Annotated in this window: 9 protein-coding genes and 1 pseudogene; 6 read left to right on the top strand and 4 right to left on the bottom strand. The window is 68.9% G+C overall.

Annotated features, from left to right (window positions below; all coding sequences use genetic code 11):
* Window positions 1-349: 349 nt before the first annotated feature.
* Window positions 350-979 (bottom strand): ankyrin repeat domain-containing protein, encoded by a 630-nt coding sequence (locus OG700_RS00005; RefSeq protein WP_405606868.1) that lies wholly within the window; start codon window positions 977-979, stop codon window positions 350-352.
* Between the two features lie 116 nt (window positions 980-1095).
* On the opposite strand from OG700_RS00005, the gene OG700_RS00010 reads away from it, so the two are divergent.
* From OG700_RS00010 to OG700_RS00020, 3 genes and pseudogenes are all read left to right on the top strand, one after another.
* Window positions 1096-3765: a Helicase associated domain protein gene (locus tag OG700_RS00010; RefSeq protein ID WP_405606871.1), complete on the top strand. Its 2670-nt coding sequence runs from the start codon at window positions 1096-1098 to the stop codon at window positions 3763-3765.
* 448 nt (window positions 3766-4213) lie between these two features.
* Window positions 4214-4543: a DUF4262 domain-containing protein gene (locus OG700_RS00015; protein WP_405621331.1), complete on the top strand. Its 330-nt coding sequence runs from the start codon at window positions 4214-4216 to the stop codon at window positions 4541-4543.
* A gap of 515 nt (window positions 4544-5058) precedes the next feature.
* Window positions 5059-5473 (top strand): annotated as a pseudogene (locus OG700_RS00020) (transposase); the annotation flags it as partial.
* A 100-nt stretch (window positions 5474-5573) separates the two neighbouring features.
* Here the strand turns inward: OG700_RS00020 and OG700_RS00025 are convergent.
* The 3 genes from OG700_RS00025 to OG700_RS00035 all read right to left on the bottom strand — a co-directional run bounded on the left by OG700_RS00025 (window position 5574) and on the right by OG700_RS00035 (window position 11242).
* On the bottom strand, window positions 5574-6998 hold the full coding sequence (locus OG700_RS00025; protein WP_405621333.1) for an oxygenase MpaB family protein: 1425 nt from the start codon (window positions 6996-6998) through the stop codon (window positions 5574-5576).
* Window positions 6999-7129: 131 nt separating this feature from the next.
* Window positions 7130-7933, bottom strand: a complete 804-nt coding sequence (gene uppS / locus OG700_RS00030; RefSeq protein WP_405606873.1) for a polyprenyl diphosphate synthase — start codon at window positions 7931-7933, stop codon at window positions 7130-7132.
* 432 nt (window positions 7934-8365) lie between these two features.
* On the bottom strand, window positions 8366-11242 hold the full coding sequence (locus tag OG700_RS00035) for an AfsR/SARP family transcriptional regulator (protein ID WP_405606876.1): 2877 nt from the start codon (window positions 11240-11242) through the stop codon (window positions 8366-8368).
* A 99-nt stretch (window positions 11243-11341) separates the two neighbouring features.
* On the opposite strand from OG700_RS00035, the gene OG700_RS00040 reads away from it, so the two are divergent.
* The 3 genes from OG700_RS00040 to OG700_RS00050 all read left to right on the top strand — a co-directional run bounded on the left by OG700_RS00040 (window position 11342) and on the right by OG700_RS00050 (window position 15750).
* Window positions 11342-12913: an MFS transporter gene (locus tag OG700_RS00040; protein WP_405606878.1), complete on the top strand. Its 1572-nt coding sequence runs from the start codon at window positions 11342-11344 to the stop codon at window positions 12911-12913.
* Between the two features lie 1541 nt (window positions 12914-14454).
* Window positions 14455-14808, top strand: a complete 354-nt coding sequence (locus OG700_RS00045; protein ID WP_405606881.1) for a hypothetical protein — start codon at window positions 14455-14457, stop codon at window positions 14806-14808.
* 579 nt (window positions 14809-15387) lie between these two features.
* Entirely contained in the window at window positions 15388-15750 is a 363-nt protein-coding gene (locus OG700_RS00050; RefSeq protein ID WP_405606884.1) for a hypothetical protein, read from the top strand.
* Window positions 15751-15939: the final 189 nt, after the last annotated feature.

Here is a 15939-nt window from a genome sequence, read left to right on the forward strand (position 1 = left end):
CGCTGCGCGCTGTGGAATCGAACCGCCTCGCTTCGCTCGGCGTGGGCGGGGGCGCTTCGCTTCCTCGTGAATCCCGTTGCTTCGCAACGGGTTGCCCCCGCTTCGCGGGGGCCGGCCCTTCGCCGTCAGATCCCGCGCTTCGCTTGGGATCTGGGAAGGGACTGCGGGCGCTGCGCGCCCTTGTGGCAGGTCCGCTTCGCTCCCCTGCCCGGTCTTTCCGGCTTCGCCTCCAAGCCCTTGTGGCCCGCTTCGCGGGCCAGGCTGGCTACGGGGGCGGGTTTCGGCGTGACGGCTGCATCATTCTGATACAGCATGTACTGTTGGCGGAAATTTGGGACATCCTCTGAGTTCAATCAAAAGAAATTTTCGAGGAGGCTCGCTTGCCTGCGGCCAGGAGCATGGAGATTGTCGCCGTGTATTCTGCTTGGCGCTCAGGGGTATGTTTCCAGCGGTCGGCGCTGCGGTGAGCTGCGGCCAGCGCCTCGGCCGTGCGGGCCGCGCCGTGGTCCAGCAACAACCGGACGGTTGCCGGCCGGCCCCCGAACGCCGCCCACTCCAGCGGTGTCTGGTCCCGTCCCACCGCCTCAAGGCCTGCGCCGTGGTCCAGCAGCATTTGAGCGATGTCCTCGTGTCCTTCGGTGGCCGCCACCATCAAGGCGGTAGCCCGGCCCTCCCACAGTCGGCCATCAGGCTCTGCCCCCGCCTCCAGCAGTATGCGGGCCGTGGCCTGCATACCTCGCTCAGCGGTGAAGCGTAATGGCAGCGTCTCAGCGTACTCCCCGATGGGCTGTTCAGTGTTCGCGCCTGCGGCCAGAAGGAGGCGGACAGCTTCACGTTGTCCCGCCCAAAGAGCACAGTCCAGAGCTGTGCGGTGCTCCTGGTCTCTTCCCTCGACCGGTGCGCCCTTGCCCAGCAAGCTTGTCATCCGCTCCAGGTCGCCGGAGCCCGCCGCCTCTACCAACTCCGCTATCTCACCCATGTCCCGCATCGTCCTCCAACACCGCCATCAGAGCTACCGCCTTCGCACTCACACCACGAACCCTCGCTCACCCTTGTCGGAAGATGAGCTGTAGACATCAGTAAAGAAGGTCTCTCATGCCGCACGTACAACTCCGGGAACACCAAGTAGACCAAAAGGCGAGTTTCCGTAAGTGGGTCGGATTCCCTGCAAAATCATCTGTGCCCGCCCGGGGCGCCCGGGGCACGATCGTGTCCGCGACCGGCTCCGGTAAAACGATCATGGCCGCTTCTTCCGCTCTGGAGTGCTTCCCGGACGGCCGGATCCTCGTCACCGTCCCGACCCTGGACCTGCTCGCCCAGACCGCCCAGGCATGGCGCCTGATGGGCCACCGCGCCCCGATGATCGCGGTGTGCTCGCTGGAGAACGACCCGGTACTGAACGAGCTGGAGGTGCGGACCACCACCAACCCGATCCAGCTCGCCCTGTGGGCCGGCCACGGCCCGGTCGTCGTACTGGCCACGTACGCCTCCCTGGTCGACCGCGAAGACGTCACCGCACCGATGGGCCAGCAGACCGTTCGCGGGCCGCTGGAAGCCGCCCTGGCCGGCGGAGAGCGCCTCTACGGACAGCGCATGGACGGCTTCGACCTCGCGATCGTGGACGAAGCCCACGGAACCGCTGGTGATCTTGGGCGGCCGTGGGCTGCGATCCACGACAACCAGCGGATCCCGGCGGACTTCCGGCTCTACCTGACCGCGACCCCGCGAATCCTTGCGGCGGCCCGGCCGCAGAAGGGCGCGGACGGCCAGGAGGCGGAGATCGCGACCATGGCCGACGACCCGGACGGCACGTACGGCGCGTGGCTCGCGGAGCTCGGTCTGAGCGAGGCGATCGAGCGCGAGATCCTCGCGGGGTTCGAGATCGACGTCCTGGAGATCCGTGACCCCTCCCCCGTGATCGGGGAGTCCGAGGAGGCGCGGCGGGGCCGGCGCCTGGCCCTGTTGCAGACCGCGCTCCTGGAGCACGCCGCCGCGTACAACCTCCGCACGGTCATGACGTTCCACCAGAAGGTTGAAGAAGCCGCCACGTTCGCGGACAAGCTCCCCGAGACCGCAGCCGAGCTGTACCTGAACGACGCCACAGGCGACGACCTGGCCGCCGCCGACAAACTGCCAAAGTCCTCCATCGACGCGGCCTTCTACGAGCTGGAGGCCGGCCGCCACGTACCCCCGGACCGGGTCTGGTCGGCGTGGCTGTGCGGCGACCACCTCGTAGCCGAACGGCGCGAGGTGCTGCGCCAGTTCGCCAACGGCATCGACGCGGCCGGCCGCCGGGTCCACCGCGCGTTCCTCGCCTCCGTACGCGTCCTCGGAGAAGGCGTCGACATCACCGGCGAACGCGGAGTCGACGCAATCTGCTTCGCCGACACCCGCGGCTCCCAGGTGGAAATCGTGCAGAACATCGGCCGCGCGCTCCGCCTCAACAAGGACGGCACCACCAAAATCGCCAGGATCATCGTGCCGGTCTTCCTGGAGCCGAACGAGGACCCCACCGACATGGTCGCCAGCGCCAGCTTCCGCCCCCTCGTGGCCGTGCTCCAGGGCCTGCGGTCGCACGATGAACGACTCGTCGAGCAGCTCGCCTCCCGCGCCCTCACCAGCGGCAAGCGCACCGTCCACGTCCAGCGCGATGAGGACGGGCAGATCGTCAAGGCCGGCGGCGAGAGCGACAGCGACGACCAGGAGCACGACGACGCCACCGACGCCGCTGCCGAGTCCGCGCTGCTGCACTTCTCCAGCCCGCGCGACACGGCGACCATCGCCGCGTTCCTCCGCACCCGGGTCTACCAAGTCGAAAGCATGGTGTGGCTCGAGGGCTACCAAGCCCTCACCCGCTGGCGGAAGGAGAACCAGATCACCGGCGTCCACGCCGCCCCGTACGACGTAGAGGTCGAAGTCGGCGTCACCAAAGACTTCCCCCTCGGCCGGTGGGTCCACCAGCAGAGGAAGGCCCTGCGGGCGGGTGAGCTGGAGGAGCGGCGCAAGACCCTCCTGGACGCCCCCGAGGCCGGAATGGTCTGGGAGCCGGGCGAAGAGGCCTGGGAAATCAAATTGGCCGCCCTGAGGTCCTACCGGCGCGCCATGGGGCACCTCGCACCACGCCAGGACGCGGCCTGGGGCGAGGCCGAGGCAATGGTGCCCATCGGCCAGCACATGGCCAACCTCCGCCGGAAGGGCGGCCTGGGCAAAGACCCGGAGCGGGCCGCCGCACGCGCGCAGCAACTGGCCGCGATCGACCCCGACTGGAACTGCCCCTGGCCACTGGACTGGCAACGCCACCACCGCGTCCTCGCCGACCTCGTCGACGCCGACGGCGCCCTGCCCCACATCGCGCCGGGCGTCGTCTACAACGGCGACGACATCGGCACATGGAGACGGCGGCAGCAGGAGCCGGGCACCTGGGCGCCGCTCCTGCCCGAGCAGCGCGAGCGGCTGACCGCGCTGGGCATCAAAGGCACTGAGGTCCCGCCTTCTGCCCCCGCGGCCACGCCCGCGGCAAAGGGCCCGAGCAAGGCGCAACAGGCGTTCCAGCGGGGTGCGCAGGCCCTCGCGCAGTGGATCGAACGGGAAGGCGCCCACCGGCCGGTGCCGCGCGGCCACAGCGAAACGATCACCGTCGACGGCCAGGGGGAGCCGATGACCGTGAAACTCGGCGTATGGATCTCCAACACCAAGACTCGGCGCGACAAACTCACCCAGGAGCAGCGGGCAGCGCTTGCTGAGCTGGGCGTCGACTGGGCATAGAGCCAGACGTCGAAGGGGCCGGCCGACACAGCACGCGACTGGCCCCCTCGTCGGGTCCTGGTAGTCGGCGAAGGCCCGACCAGCGCCAGAAAACCCTCAAGGGCGAACAAGGACCGGCCCCCCATCCCGCCCGAAGATCTGCTACGCAATATCTGGGTAGCTGGCAGGAACGCTGAAATCCTGCCATCGGGGACGCAGCTGCCACATGTAGTGCTCGGGCGGCACTGTGCCACGAAGGTAGACGAGCGCGGCGGTGCGCCAGCGGATCTGATCGCACACGAGCCCCGGCCGCCCGATACAGCCGCTCACCTCGTAACCCCCGCACATGGCTGATGATTCATTCCAGTACCGCTGTGTCCTCTGCCATGACCACGGCGACCAAGACAAGGCGGACCACGCGGATCTGACGATCATCAAAAATGTGCAGCAGCACGGATGGCACGTCCAGATGGCTCCCGAGGACAAGATCGGTCCTGGATTCGCCCACACGACCGGCCTCGCGCACACTCACGGCAGACCTGAACTCGCCATGTACGGACTCGGCATCCACGCCATACACCACACGCTCAACAGGCTCGGAGCAAAGTCCGCCGCGAGTGCCGTACAGGCTGAAGACCAAAGACATCCCGAGATTGTCGACAGTCACCAAGTCGCGCTCAGGCAGACCGATCCCCGCCGGTACCGAACCTTCCTCGGGCGGGCCACGGGGACCTACCGGCGGCCCCCGTTGCCCGAGCTCCAACTCGCGCGGCCCGATACAGACGACCGATTCCACTGAAAAAATCAGACTGAGGAGAGGCATCGGAAGCCACAACCTCAGACGTGGCTGCCACCGAGAGAGCACCCCGCCAGAGCCTGGACGACCGAACTCTGACCTCTCACATACCAACCAATCACAGACCAACACCATCACTGGAAACCGCTCAAACAAAATCACTTTACGGAAAAGCTCGAACCCGACTCAGCCAAAAAGCAACCACTTAACCCCCAAAAAACGGAAACCCAAACACCACCACAAGAAAAACACGGCACCCCACTACCAGGCACCAACCACAAGAAGGGAGGCCGCGCACGACGACCTCCCAAGGCTTCCCCGCTTGCCGCCCACCTCTCCATCACGAGCTTGACCTGGGCGAGAGTGATGATGGTCGCACTCCACCGAGAGCCGTCCGGAAGGTCGACGAAGACGTCGACGTTGTCCACGGACTCCAGGTCCTCACCGGCATTCGGTACGAACGAGGCCTCGAAATGTTCGGCCCACCTCAACCGGGATCTTCCGCCACGCTGCCGGACATGAACAATGATCTTGTGCCCGATGACCTGTGGACGCGCATCGCTCCGATGCTGCCGCCCCCTCCACAGCGGCGGCATCGGTATGCAGGACGACACCGAACATGCGACCGCATCGCGTTGGCAGGCATCATCTTCGTCCTCCGCACAGGCGTGACCTGGCGCGACGTGCCACGTCAGGAGGTGGGTTGCTCCGGGGTCACGGCCTGGCGCCGTTTACGGGACTGGTCCGAGGCTGGCGTCTGGCCCCGACTGCACGCGGTGATCCTTGCCGAACTGCGGGCGGCCGGGCTGCTGGAGATGGACGACTGTGCCATAGACGGCTCGCACATCCGCGCCCTCATAAGGAGGAACTCACACCGGGCCATCTCCGGTCGACCGCGGCCGCCCCGGCAGCAAGCACCACATCATCGTCGACCGGCAGGAGCGACACCGTGAGCGCGACCCACACACCACCCGCCGGGATCCGCCGCGAGAGAGGCGACGGTGGCGCCAGCGCCGCCCGATATCGCAGAGGGCTATGCCTCGGTGAGCAGTGGATCGTAGGTGCTTGAGCGCTGGCGGCCCGCCATGAAGGAGAGAAAGTCGTTCAGGAACGCGCTGCGTGAGTACGTTGCCTCGGGGTTGTCCATGTTCCGCTGGAAGGCAGTGCGGAACAGAGCCCGGTACTCGTCCGCGTCGATGGTCTGGTTGCCGTCTTTGTCGGTGGCGTCGAAGAGCACTTCGGCGACCCGGATGAGGGCGGGGCCAGCGAGGGAGGGTGCGGCGGCGGCGTATTCCTGGGCGCTGATGCGGCCGTCGCCGTCGGTGTCGAGGGTCGTCTGGAGTTCCTTCCACCAGTGGGCGTAGGCGTTGTAGAGGCGGGTCTCCTGTGGTTCGTCCAGGTCGAGGCGGCTGGAGAGTTCCCTGGCCATGGCGGCGAGGTCGGGCCAGTCCAGGTAGCCGTCGCCGGTCTGGTCGAGCACCGAGTGGAAGAACTCCTCGGCGCCGCGCTGCGGCGCGGGCGCGCGGGCGGGTTCGGGCTGTGCGGTGAGGGGGGTGATCAGCCTGATGAAGGCGCCGGCTCGTTTCATCGCCTCCCGCGCCGCGGTGATGCTTCGAGCGCGGGGGTCGTCACTGTCGGGTGAGAGGAAGAGCACGCCGGCGATGCCTTCGGCCTGGATCCAGTTGTCGGGCAGGAAGCGTGCCAGGCCGGCGGCCAGGTAGGCGCTCTGCATCAGGGTCTGCGCGCCGGGGATCTCGGGCAGACCTGCCTTCCGGCGGAACGGTTCGGGGAGGGAGGCTACGGTGATGGCGCCGATGACGGGTCCCGCCACCGTGCGGCCGGCCGCCCACACCGTAGGCAGTCCGTCCAGTACGGGCGGCGCGGGAAGGTGGTCGAAGAGCTTGTACAGGATGATGCGCAGGGCTTCGGTGTTCTCCAGTTCCTCCTCGATCATGCGGTCGAAGTAGGGCCAGAATTCGTTCAGAGTCGGCGGTAGGTGTCCGGCCTGGTCGCCCATGGTGGCGAGGAATGCCTGGAACTCGGCGTACAGCTTTTCCATGGTGGCCTGTTCGAGGGGCTGTCCGCCCAGGCGGCACATGGTCACGGCGCTTTCGAACAAGGTCGCCACCACCCAGGCACGCACCCCGGGGTCCATCGCGTCGTACGGTCGGCTGCGGGCGTCGGTGCCGTTCAGCCGCGCGTGCAGCCGGTTCAGGCGGGCCGCTTCACGCTGCCGGGTGTGGTCGTCGGCGCAGAACATGCGCCGCATGCTCTGGAAGGTGTTGCGCAGCCGCCGCCAGGGGTGCGCCACGAAGGTCGAGTTGTCCAGGAGGGCGGCGCCGATCTGCGGGTGTGCGGCCTCCAGCACGGTCGCCCGGATCATGGCCAGGGCCCAGCGTGGGTCGTTGAACAACGCGTGGAACTGCGACCCCGGACCGAACAAGGGGTCTGCGGGCAGGTCCGCAGGTGCACCGGGCGTCGGCGGGAAGAGAGCCGCACCGTCGTGGCCGGCGGCCTGCGAGCCGGTGTCCTCGGGTGGGGTGCTCGTCGGGGGAATGTTGGCGGGGCCAGGGCTGGGGGCGGTGTCGGTCACGGTGACGATGCTCCGTTTGCTTGGGGCGTCAGACCGCCGAAGCGGCGGTTGCGCTGCCGGTAGGTGTGCAGGCACTCCACGAAGTGCGCGGCGCTGAAGTCCGGCCAGAGCACCGGGGAGAACATGAACTCGGCGTAGGCGATCTGCCAGAGCATGAAGTTGGAGATGCGCTGTTCCCCCGAGGTCCGGATGACCAGGTCCACGTCGGGGGTGTCGGGGTGGGGCAGGTGCGCGGCGAAGCTCTCCTCGCTCACCGTTTCGGCCGGCACCTGGTTGCGGATCAGGGAGCGTGCCGCTTCGACGATGTCCGAGCGCCCGCCGTGATCGAACGCCACCGTCAGCGTCATGCCGCGATTCCTGCTCGTCAGTGTCGTGAGATCGGCAAAGTCCTGCGCCAGTTCGGCAGGGATCCGGGAGTCGGTGACGCCGAGGAACCGGCAGCGGATGCCCCGGGCCTGTAGCAGCGGGGCATGTTTGCGCACCACGCGGCGCACCAGCCGCATGAGGTAATCGACCTCGCTGCCCGGGCGCTGCCAGTTCTCGGTGGAGAACGCGTACAGGCTCAGCCACTGAATCCCGGCAGCGCGCGCCGCCTCAATGACATCGATCACCGTCGACTCCGCGGCACGGTGACCCGACGTCCTCGGCAACGACCGGCGCGCGGCCCACCGGCCGTTACCGTCCATCACACAGGCGACATGCCGCGGAACCCGCACCCCAGAACCTCCACCTCCCAAACCACGGACAGAGGGGCCGACGGGCTCGAAGGCAGTGGGGTCCGTGGCTTGTTCAGCCTCCATGTGGGCTCCTCAACTACCTCCACGAACACCACCGGCCTGAAGATCGGCAGGAACACCCCGGGGATGCGGGCGGTGCAAATGTCCCGCCACCCCTGATCGACCAGGAACAGCGTGACGGGAACCGCCCGCCGGCACAGCACGATCACTCGGCATTCACCCCAACGTGGGCCATGCCGCACAGGTGAACGATAAGCAGCCGCTGATGTGCTGATGGGGACGCTTCACCGAGTTGCCGTACCCCGCACACTCTGCGCCTGCCGATCTTGGTGACGACAAGCCCGCCTATGGATCAGAGCCACAGTCATGAGGCCGGCAACGGAGACCGGTTCCTTCGTTCCGGGTATCTCCCCCGGGCAGGACAGGTTCGGGTCCCACAGGCCCGCCGCCCCAGCTGTGCCCCGGGGCGCCTGGGGGGGCAGCGTACGAACCCGGTCATGCCTGGGGGACGAAGTTCAGTTTCGCCAGCGCGGACGCGGCATGAGCAGCGTGGCCCGAGGAGTGGCTTTTGGCCAGCGCCCGGTTCAGGTGGCGCCTGGCGGCTTCCTGGTCGCCGCGCAGACGTGCGGCGTCGCCCAGACCGATCTCGGCACGGATCTCACCCCTGCTGTAGGCGCGTTCGGCCGACACGGACAGCGCGCGTTCGTACAGTTCCGTCGCCCGCCGAGCCTGGCCGCCTGCCAGGGCGGTTTCGCCGAGCCAGGTCAGTGTCTCGACGACCTCGGTCCACAGCCCGAGTTCCTCGGCCATCAGGAGTCCTTCTCGGTGCAGGTGCTCCGTCCGCGTGTGGTCACCGTCGCGTTCGGCCGCGAGCGCCAGGGACCGGGTGGCCCGGAGCCGGCCCCAGCGGTCGCCGACCTCGTGGAACAGCGCGGCGCCCAGTTCCGCGTGGGATTGGCTCTGGGCCGAGGCGTGGCCCGCGAGTTCGACCAGTGCCGCGGCCTCGCCCCAGCGATCTCGGGCTGCGCGCGCACCGGCCAGGCTCGCCTCCACCATCCGCAGCCCCTCGCTGTGGTGGCCGTGGCCGGTCAGACCGGTGCCGACGAACCACCGCAACCGGGCCCGCAGTACGGGATCTCCGACACCCGCCGCCGGGTCCTCACCCGCCGGGACCGGCGCCGCACCGGCCGACGAGGTACGCAGCTCGATGCCGGTCAGCCAGGCCCGCGCCGTCAGGCGCGCGGCCGGGGCGGCCCGGCCGTCGGCGGCCAGCGCCGTCCTGAGCGACCTGCGGGCCTCGGTGAGCCGACCGCGCAGGAACCAGTACCACGTCAGCGCGTTCACGAGCCGCACCGCGTATCCGGCGGTGGCGTTCTCGGTGACCGCGAGGTCGAGGGCGTGGCGCAGATTGACGGTCTCCGCGTTCAGGCGCTCCAGGGAGCGCCGCTGGTTCGGGCCGCGCAGGCGTTCGCTCTCCTGCTCGGCCAATTCGGTGTAGCAGCGTACGAACCGTGCGCGTACGGCAGTCTCCTCACCCGCCTCAGCCAGTTGTTCGGCGCAGTACGCGGCCACTGATTCGAGCAGCCGGAAGCGGTCCCCCACACGGACCACCAGCGAGCGGTCCACCAGCCGGGACAGCAGGTCGGGCACCCGCTCGGCGCCGAGGTCAGGGTCGGCGCAGACCGCCTCGGCGGAGGGCAGGGTACAGCCGTCCGCGTGCACGGCGAGGCGCCGCAGTACGGTCTGCTCGTCCGCGGTCAGCAGTTGCCAGCTCCAGTCGAGCATGCCCCGTAGCGTCTGCTGCCGGGCGGGAAGCCCGCGTACCCGGACCTCGGGCGGGGTGAACCGGTCGCTCAGGCAGGCGGCGAGTTCGTCCGGGCTCAGCGTCCGCAGCCGGGACGCCACGAGTTCCAGCGCGAGCGGAATGCCGTCGAGGCGACGGCAGATGGCGGAGACGGCCGCCGCGTTGTCCGCGTCGAGGACGAAGCCGGGCACCGCTGCCGCCGCCCGTTCCACGAACAGCTCGACGGCGCTGGACCGGGCGACCGTCTGCGGATCGGTGCGCTCCGGCAATGTCAGCGGCGGCACCGGATGCACCACCTCGCCGGGGACGTCGAGGGGTTCCTGGCTGGTGACCAGCAGGTGCCCGGCGGGGACCGCCGACAGCACGGCTCCGGCGAACACGGCGACGGGCTCGACGAGGTGCTCACAGTTGTCCAGCAGGATCAGCAGGTGCTTTTCGGCCACCGCCTGGCACAGCCAGCCCACCAGGTCGTCCAGGTTCGGCTCCGTCGCCGCGGTGTCGCACAGACCCAGTGTCGTGATGACCCGCTCGGCGATGTCGTCCGGGGTGGATGCGGCACCCAGACCGGCCAGTTCGACCAACCACACGCCGTCGGCGAACCGTTCGGCCACGTCGCGTGCCGCGGCGATCGCCAGGCGCGTCTTGCCCACCCCACCGAGACCGGTGAGCGTGACGAGGCGGGTGTTCGCTCCCGGGCTCAGCCGCGCCCGCACCTGTTCGGCCGTCTTGCGCCGACCGATCAACGGGGTCAGCGGCGTGGGCAGGTTGGTACGGCACGACAGTGACTCGATCGCGGGCGTGGCCAGTTGCGGCTCCTGGCGCAGGATCGCGATATGCAGTGCGGAGACGCCCGGCCCGGGTGACACCCCCAGCTCCTGCGCCAGCTGACGCCGCAGCTCCTGGAAGCTCCGCAGCGCATCGCCCTGCCGTCCGGCCCGGTACAGCGCGCGCATATGGGCCATGCGTAGTCGCTCGCGCAGCGGATGCCGCGCCACCAGCTCCCCCAACTCCGCTGCCAGTTCCGTGTGTTCGCCCAGCGTCAGCCGTACCTCGGCCTGGTCCTCGATGACGGTGAGGCGCAGCTCTTCCAGCCGGGCGATCTCCCCGCGGGCGAACAGGGACTCGGCCACGTCGGCGTAGGCCGGGCCTCGCCACAACGCGAGCGCGTCGGCGAACAGGCTCCCCTTCACCGCCGGTTCCTCGTGGGCGCGGGCGCGTTCGGCCAGCGCTTGGAACCGCAGCGCGTCGACCATTCCGTCCGCGCCGTCCGCGGCGCCACTGTCGTGCGGGCCGTCCGTGAGCAGCAGCCGATAGCCGGCGGGTTCACGGACCACCTGGTCCCGGCCCAGTACGCGGCGCAGCTGGGAGATCTTGGTCTGCAGCGTGTTGGCCGAGCCGCCCGGTGGGTTGTTCGCCCACAGGTCCTCGATCAGACGGTCCGCCGGAACCGGTCCGCCCCCGTGGACCAGCAGATTCGCCAGCAGGGCGCGCACCTTCGCCTCGGGGACCCTGATCGGCCGCCCCTCGGCGTCCCAGACGGTCAGCGGGCCGAGCACCCCGTAACGCATGGGTCGCAGTGTATCGCCGAGCGACCGTCAGGAAATCGTGCGTGCCGGTCGGCATGGTGGCGGGGCACGTTCTGGAGACTCGAATCGCAGGGGAGCGCTATGAGCACAACGACCGTACGCAGGGCCGGTGCCCGGGAGTGGGGAGGGCTGGCCGTCCTCTCGTTGCCCACCGTGCTGCTGGGCCTTGACGTCACCGTGCTGTACCTGGCCCTGCCCGCGCTGGCCGGGGATCTGCGTCCGAGCGGCACCGAAGAGCTGTGGATCATGGATGCCTACGGTTTCTTGATCGCCGGCTTCCTGATCACGATGGGCACGCTGGGCGACCGGATCGGCCGCCGCAAGTTGCTGATGATCGGGGCTGCGGCCTTCGGGGCCGTCTCCGTGCTGGCCGCCTACTCCGGCAGCGCCGAGATGCTGATCGCCGCGCGTTCGGCGCTGGGGATCGCCGGCGCCACGCTGATGCCGTCCACTCTGGCCCTGATCAGCAACATGTTCACCGATCAGCGCCAGCGTTCGCTGGCCATCGGTGTCTGGGCGACGAGCTTCGCGCTCGGCATGGCGCTGGGGCCGGTGGTCGGCGGTGTGATGCTGGACCACTTCTGGTGGGGTTCGGCGTTCCTTCTCGCGGTTCCGGTCGCGATCGTGCTGCTGGTGGCCGCGCCGTTCCTGATCCCCGAGTACCGGGCGCCTCGGAGCGGCCGGTTCGATCTGCTCAGCGTGGCGCTGTCACTGGTCGCGATCCTGCCGGTGATCTACGCGGTGAAGCGGTTCGCCAAGGACGGCCCCGACGCTCCCACGGTCATCGCCGCTGTGATCGGCCTGGCCTTCGCGGTGCTGTTCGTCCGGCGCCAGGACAAGCTGGCGAGCCCGCTGCTGGACGTGCGCCTGTTCACCGATCGTACGTTCAGCGCCGCGCTGAGCGTCCTGCTCGTCGGCCTTGTCGGCGTCGGCGGCTCGATGCTGCTGATCACCCAGCAGCTCCAGTTCGTGGAGGGACTGCCTCCCGTCGAGGCGGGACTGTGGATGGGGCCGCCCGCGCTGCTGATGTTCCTGGCCGCGATCGGGGCGCCACTACTCGCGCGCCGCGTGCCGCCGGGAATCGTGGTGGCCGCCACCCTGGCACTGTCCACGGTCGGGTACGTGCTGCTCACCCAGGTGGACGCCGCAGGCGGCATCGCCCTGATGGTGATCGGTTTCGGCCTCGTCTACCTCGGACTCGGGGCGATCGCGGCCCTGGGCACGGACCTGGTGGTCGGGGCCGCGCCGCCGGAGAAGGCCGGCTCGGCCTCGGCGATGTCGGAGACCGTACAGGAACTGGGTCTCGCCCTGGGTGTGGCGATCCTGGGCAGCCTGGCCACCGCGGTCTACCGCGACCGTATCGACGGCGAGATCCCCGCCGGTGCGCCGTCCGAGGTGGCTGACACGGCAGGCGACAGCCTGGCCGGCGCGGCCTCCTCGGCGCACCGGTTGCCCGCCGGCTGGTTCGACCACGCCAAGGAGGCGGCCACTTCCGGGATGAACCTCGCGATGCTCGTCGCCGCGGTGTGCACCCTGGTGCTCGCGTTCCTGTCCGCCGTCGTGCTGCGGCACGTCGGCGTCATCGGCGGCGAGCCGGATGGCGACGGGGCCGACGAAGGCGACCCGGTGGAAGCTGCCAAGTCGGAGGCCTGACCGCGGCCGCGCCTCAAGCCCGGGGCCGGACTTCCGCGACCGGTACGTGGCGGCACGGCCGTTCAACCACTGTGGTTGTATCGCGCGATGCCGAAATCGAACACGGGGCCACCTTGCCAGAGTCGGAGTCGGCACCACACGATCGCGGCCGTCCGTACCTGCCTGAGCACTTCAACGAGCACGCGGGCAGTGACCTCAACAGCCTCAGGAGCCGGGCATTCGGAAAGTTCCACTACCCGACCCCACCGCATTGCACCTGACCCGGTCCGGCTCGCGAGACGTGCTCCAGCACGTCTGGGTCGCGGGCCCCTGGACCAACGACCTCACCGCAGCAGCCCCCACTGGGCGAGGGTTCCGCACCTGTCAGCCCGTCGTCGACCTCGGAGCCCAACTCCTCGACCCACCCGGCGGAAAGCTGCCCAGCAACTCCCCGGCGGAGGGCCCGATCACCCATCAGGTGACCCGGCCCCTCCGCCGGGACCAGAGCGATCGACGGTTGGCCAGCCGGGCCGCCCGACGCAAGACGGCTTCTGCATCGGCGTGTTCCGAGGCTAGGCTCGGCCGTTCGGGCCGTCGTCGGCAATACGCGCAGTCAGGATCGCTGCAGACGCCTTCACGCCATTGGTCGCACACCACGCACAGCACTGCGTCAAACCGTTCGCAGTAGTCCTGCCTGGTGCCGCACCGCAGGCACGATCCGGACTCCGGCCGGAGCGCGGAGGGGCGCTTACGAGGCATCCCCCTGTCCGGGGTTCAGCATCTCCGCAGCCACCATGGCTGAGACAGATCGACGTCGGAGTCCACGATCGTGCGGGAACAGTAGACCTCGTCAAGCGGATGCACCCGACGCCGGAGCTCCCGCGACGCACCTGTCGGCAGCCCGTACAGGGCCTGCTCCAGCAATTCTCGTGGATGGGTGTCAGAGGGACAACACGCTTCAACTCCGCAGCCACCTGCCGGTGGATGTGTCAGCCCGCGGGCCGGCCCGTGAACAGTGCCGACCCACCGAGCCATCGCGTCGGCGATGGCTCCTGGCCACAAATGCGAATCCTCGAACGTGGCAATCTCGCTCTGTGCGCGCGCCGAGACCCCAGAAACGATCTTCCTGCCGCGCTCCGGGCGGAGCCTGCGCGACAGCTTGGCGCGCACCTGGCCTGGCCGTCTACGCGCCATGGGCCTTTCGTTGGTTCGTCATGGACGACATCCTCCCGGAGTGAGGCCATTGCGATCAATGCGGCCCCGGCCGTCCGGCCTGTCCGCTGTCTGAAGGGCAGACCTCCAGACCTCTCCAGACCTCTCCAGACCTCTCTCGACCTCCCGTCGATTACCTGGAAGCTACGTATCACCGCAGGCCGAAGGCCATCTGTGGACTCCCTCGGCCGGTAGACACCACGCGGCGGCCACAGCGACCGACTCGCCGCTCGACAGCCTGGAACTGACGGACCCGGGCATGTACGGGCTGCCCGGGCCGGCCGGCCTGTCGCGCCGAGCGGCGAGGTGCCGTTCGACTTCCTGAGCGACGACATGAACGGAGAACTGCCGTGAAGCGGCCGAAACTTGATGACCAGGCCATGCGCGATCTCGTCGGCGAACCCGACCGGCTGAACCCGCCCGAACTGCGCGACTGCGCGACAGCCGGCACGGACATCACACCGGACGATCCTCGGTCTTTGTTCCACGGCAGCGTGCGCCCGGTCCGCACCCCTGCCATCAGCGCCGCTGAACTGGTCGTGCAGAAACGCTCTACGCCACGCCAAATGGCCTGCACAGGCCGCAGCCACGAGAGGCGGCCCACCAACCGCTACGGCGAGAACGACGGCCGCATCCCGATGGTCGCCCCGAGTCCTCATCGACGGTATCGGACGACCCCGGGGCGACCACCCAGAAGTTGTTGATCCCGTCGATCGCGGACGTCACGGTGGAGTAGGTCGACATGAACATCGCGACAGTGCGTGTCGAGGTGCGAAGCCGTCGGCCGATCGCCCAGCACCGCCGATGTCGGCGCGTCCTGATGCGCGAGCACCTGAACCGACCATACGGAACCCGGTGCGGCGGAGGAGCCGTCCGGCGCACCGTGGCCAACCGGCCACCGGTTCGCCGACCGCGCCCGGACCACGCATGCCACGGTCCATGCCCTGGTCAAGGCAGGACACAGCCGCCAACGCATGGAAACTACGGGAAGAGATCGCCCCTCTCGGCTACCAGGGCAGCTACCAGCGCGTTCACGCCTACCTCCGCCGGAAACGCACCGCGCCACGGGCCGTCGCCGGACAAGTCCTCACCTGGGAACTCGGGCGCCGTCGGAGGGCCGGAGCGGGCCACGGCGCGTGGAAGGCACTCGCACGGGTGGTCGTGATCACTCGATCGAGGGTGACGTCCGGTCTTCGCTCCCCCGAGCACGGTAACGGGTGCCACGGTCATGGCAGCTGCCCGCGTATCGCTCACGCGGCTGCCGGGCCCCGTGCCATCTCACGGTGTTCCACACGATCTGGAAGGACAGCGAAATGAGAGCACTCCGCATCTCGCGAGGTCTGGGAATCAGCGCCGCCGCGCTCGCCTTGGCCATCGCCGCGCCGGCAAGTGCCACCACCGCCGCTCCAGCGGTGCAGGCCAGTGTGGCCCCTGCCGCGAAAGTGGACCATCCCTGCGGAAATCACTCGCACAGCCACCTGGGCACAACCTGGCGCTACTGGAAGAACTGCATCTCGACCAGCGAAAAGATCAAGATCGACAACATTCTCTGGTGGGACAAGGAGATCTGCGTCGGAGCGGGCTCGGAAACTGAGCTCGGCCGGGGGCAGGACACTCGTGGAGCCTCCCGAGTCGGTGATTGCTGAGGCTCGTATCGCCGCGTAGCTGGGCTGGTGCGGCGGCAGAGCCTGACAGACCCGACGCCGCACCAGCACGGAGCACCCGTCGCGGCGGCCGGGGCCGGGGAGTTGAGGGCAGCGGGGGTGTTCTCCGGCAGGTGGTCGGGGCCGCGCGAAGCTCGGGGTCGGGGTCGGACTCGAACCCGTGCGACCGCT

The organism is Streptomyces sp. NBC_01508, assembly GCF_045040315.1.
In the GTDB taxonomy this organism is placed as follows: domain Bacteria; phylum Actinomycetota; class Actinomycetes; order Streptomycetales; family Streptomycetaceae; genus Streptomyces.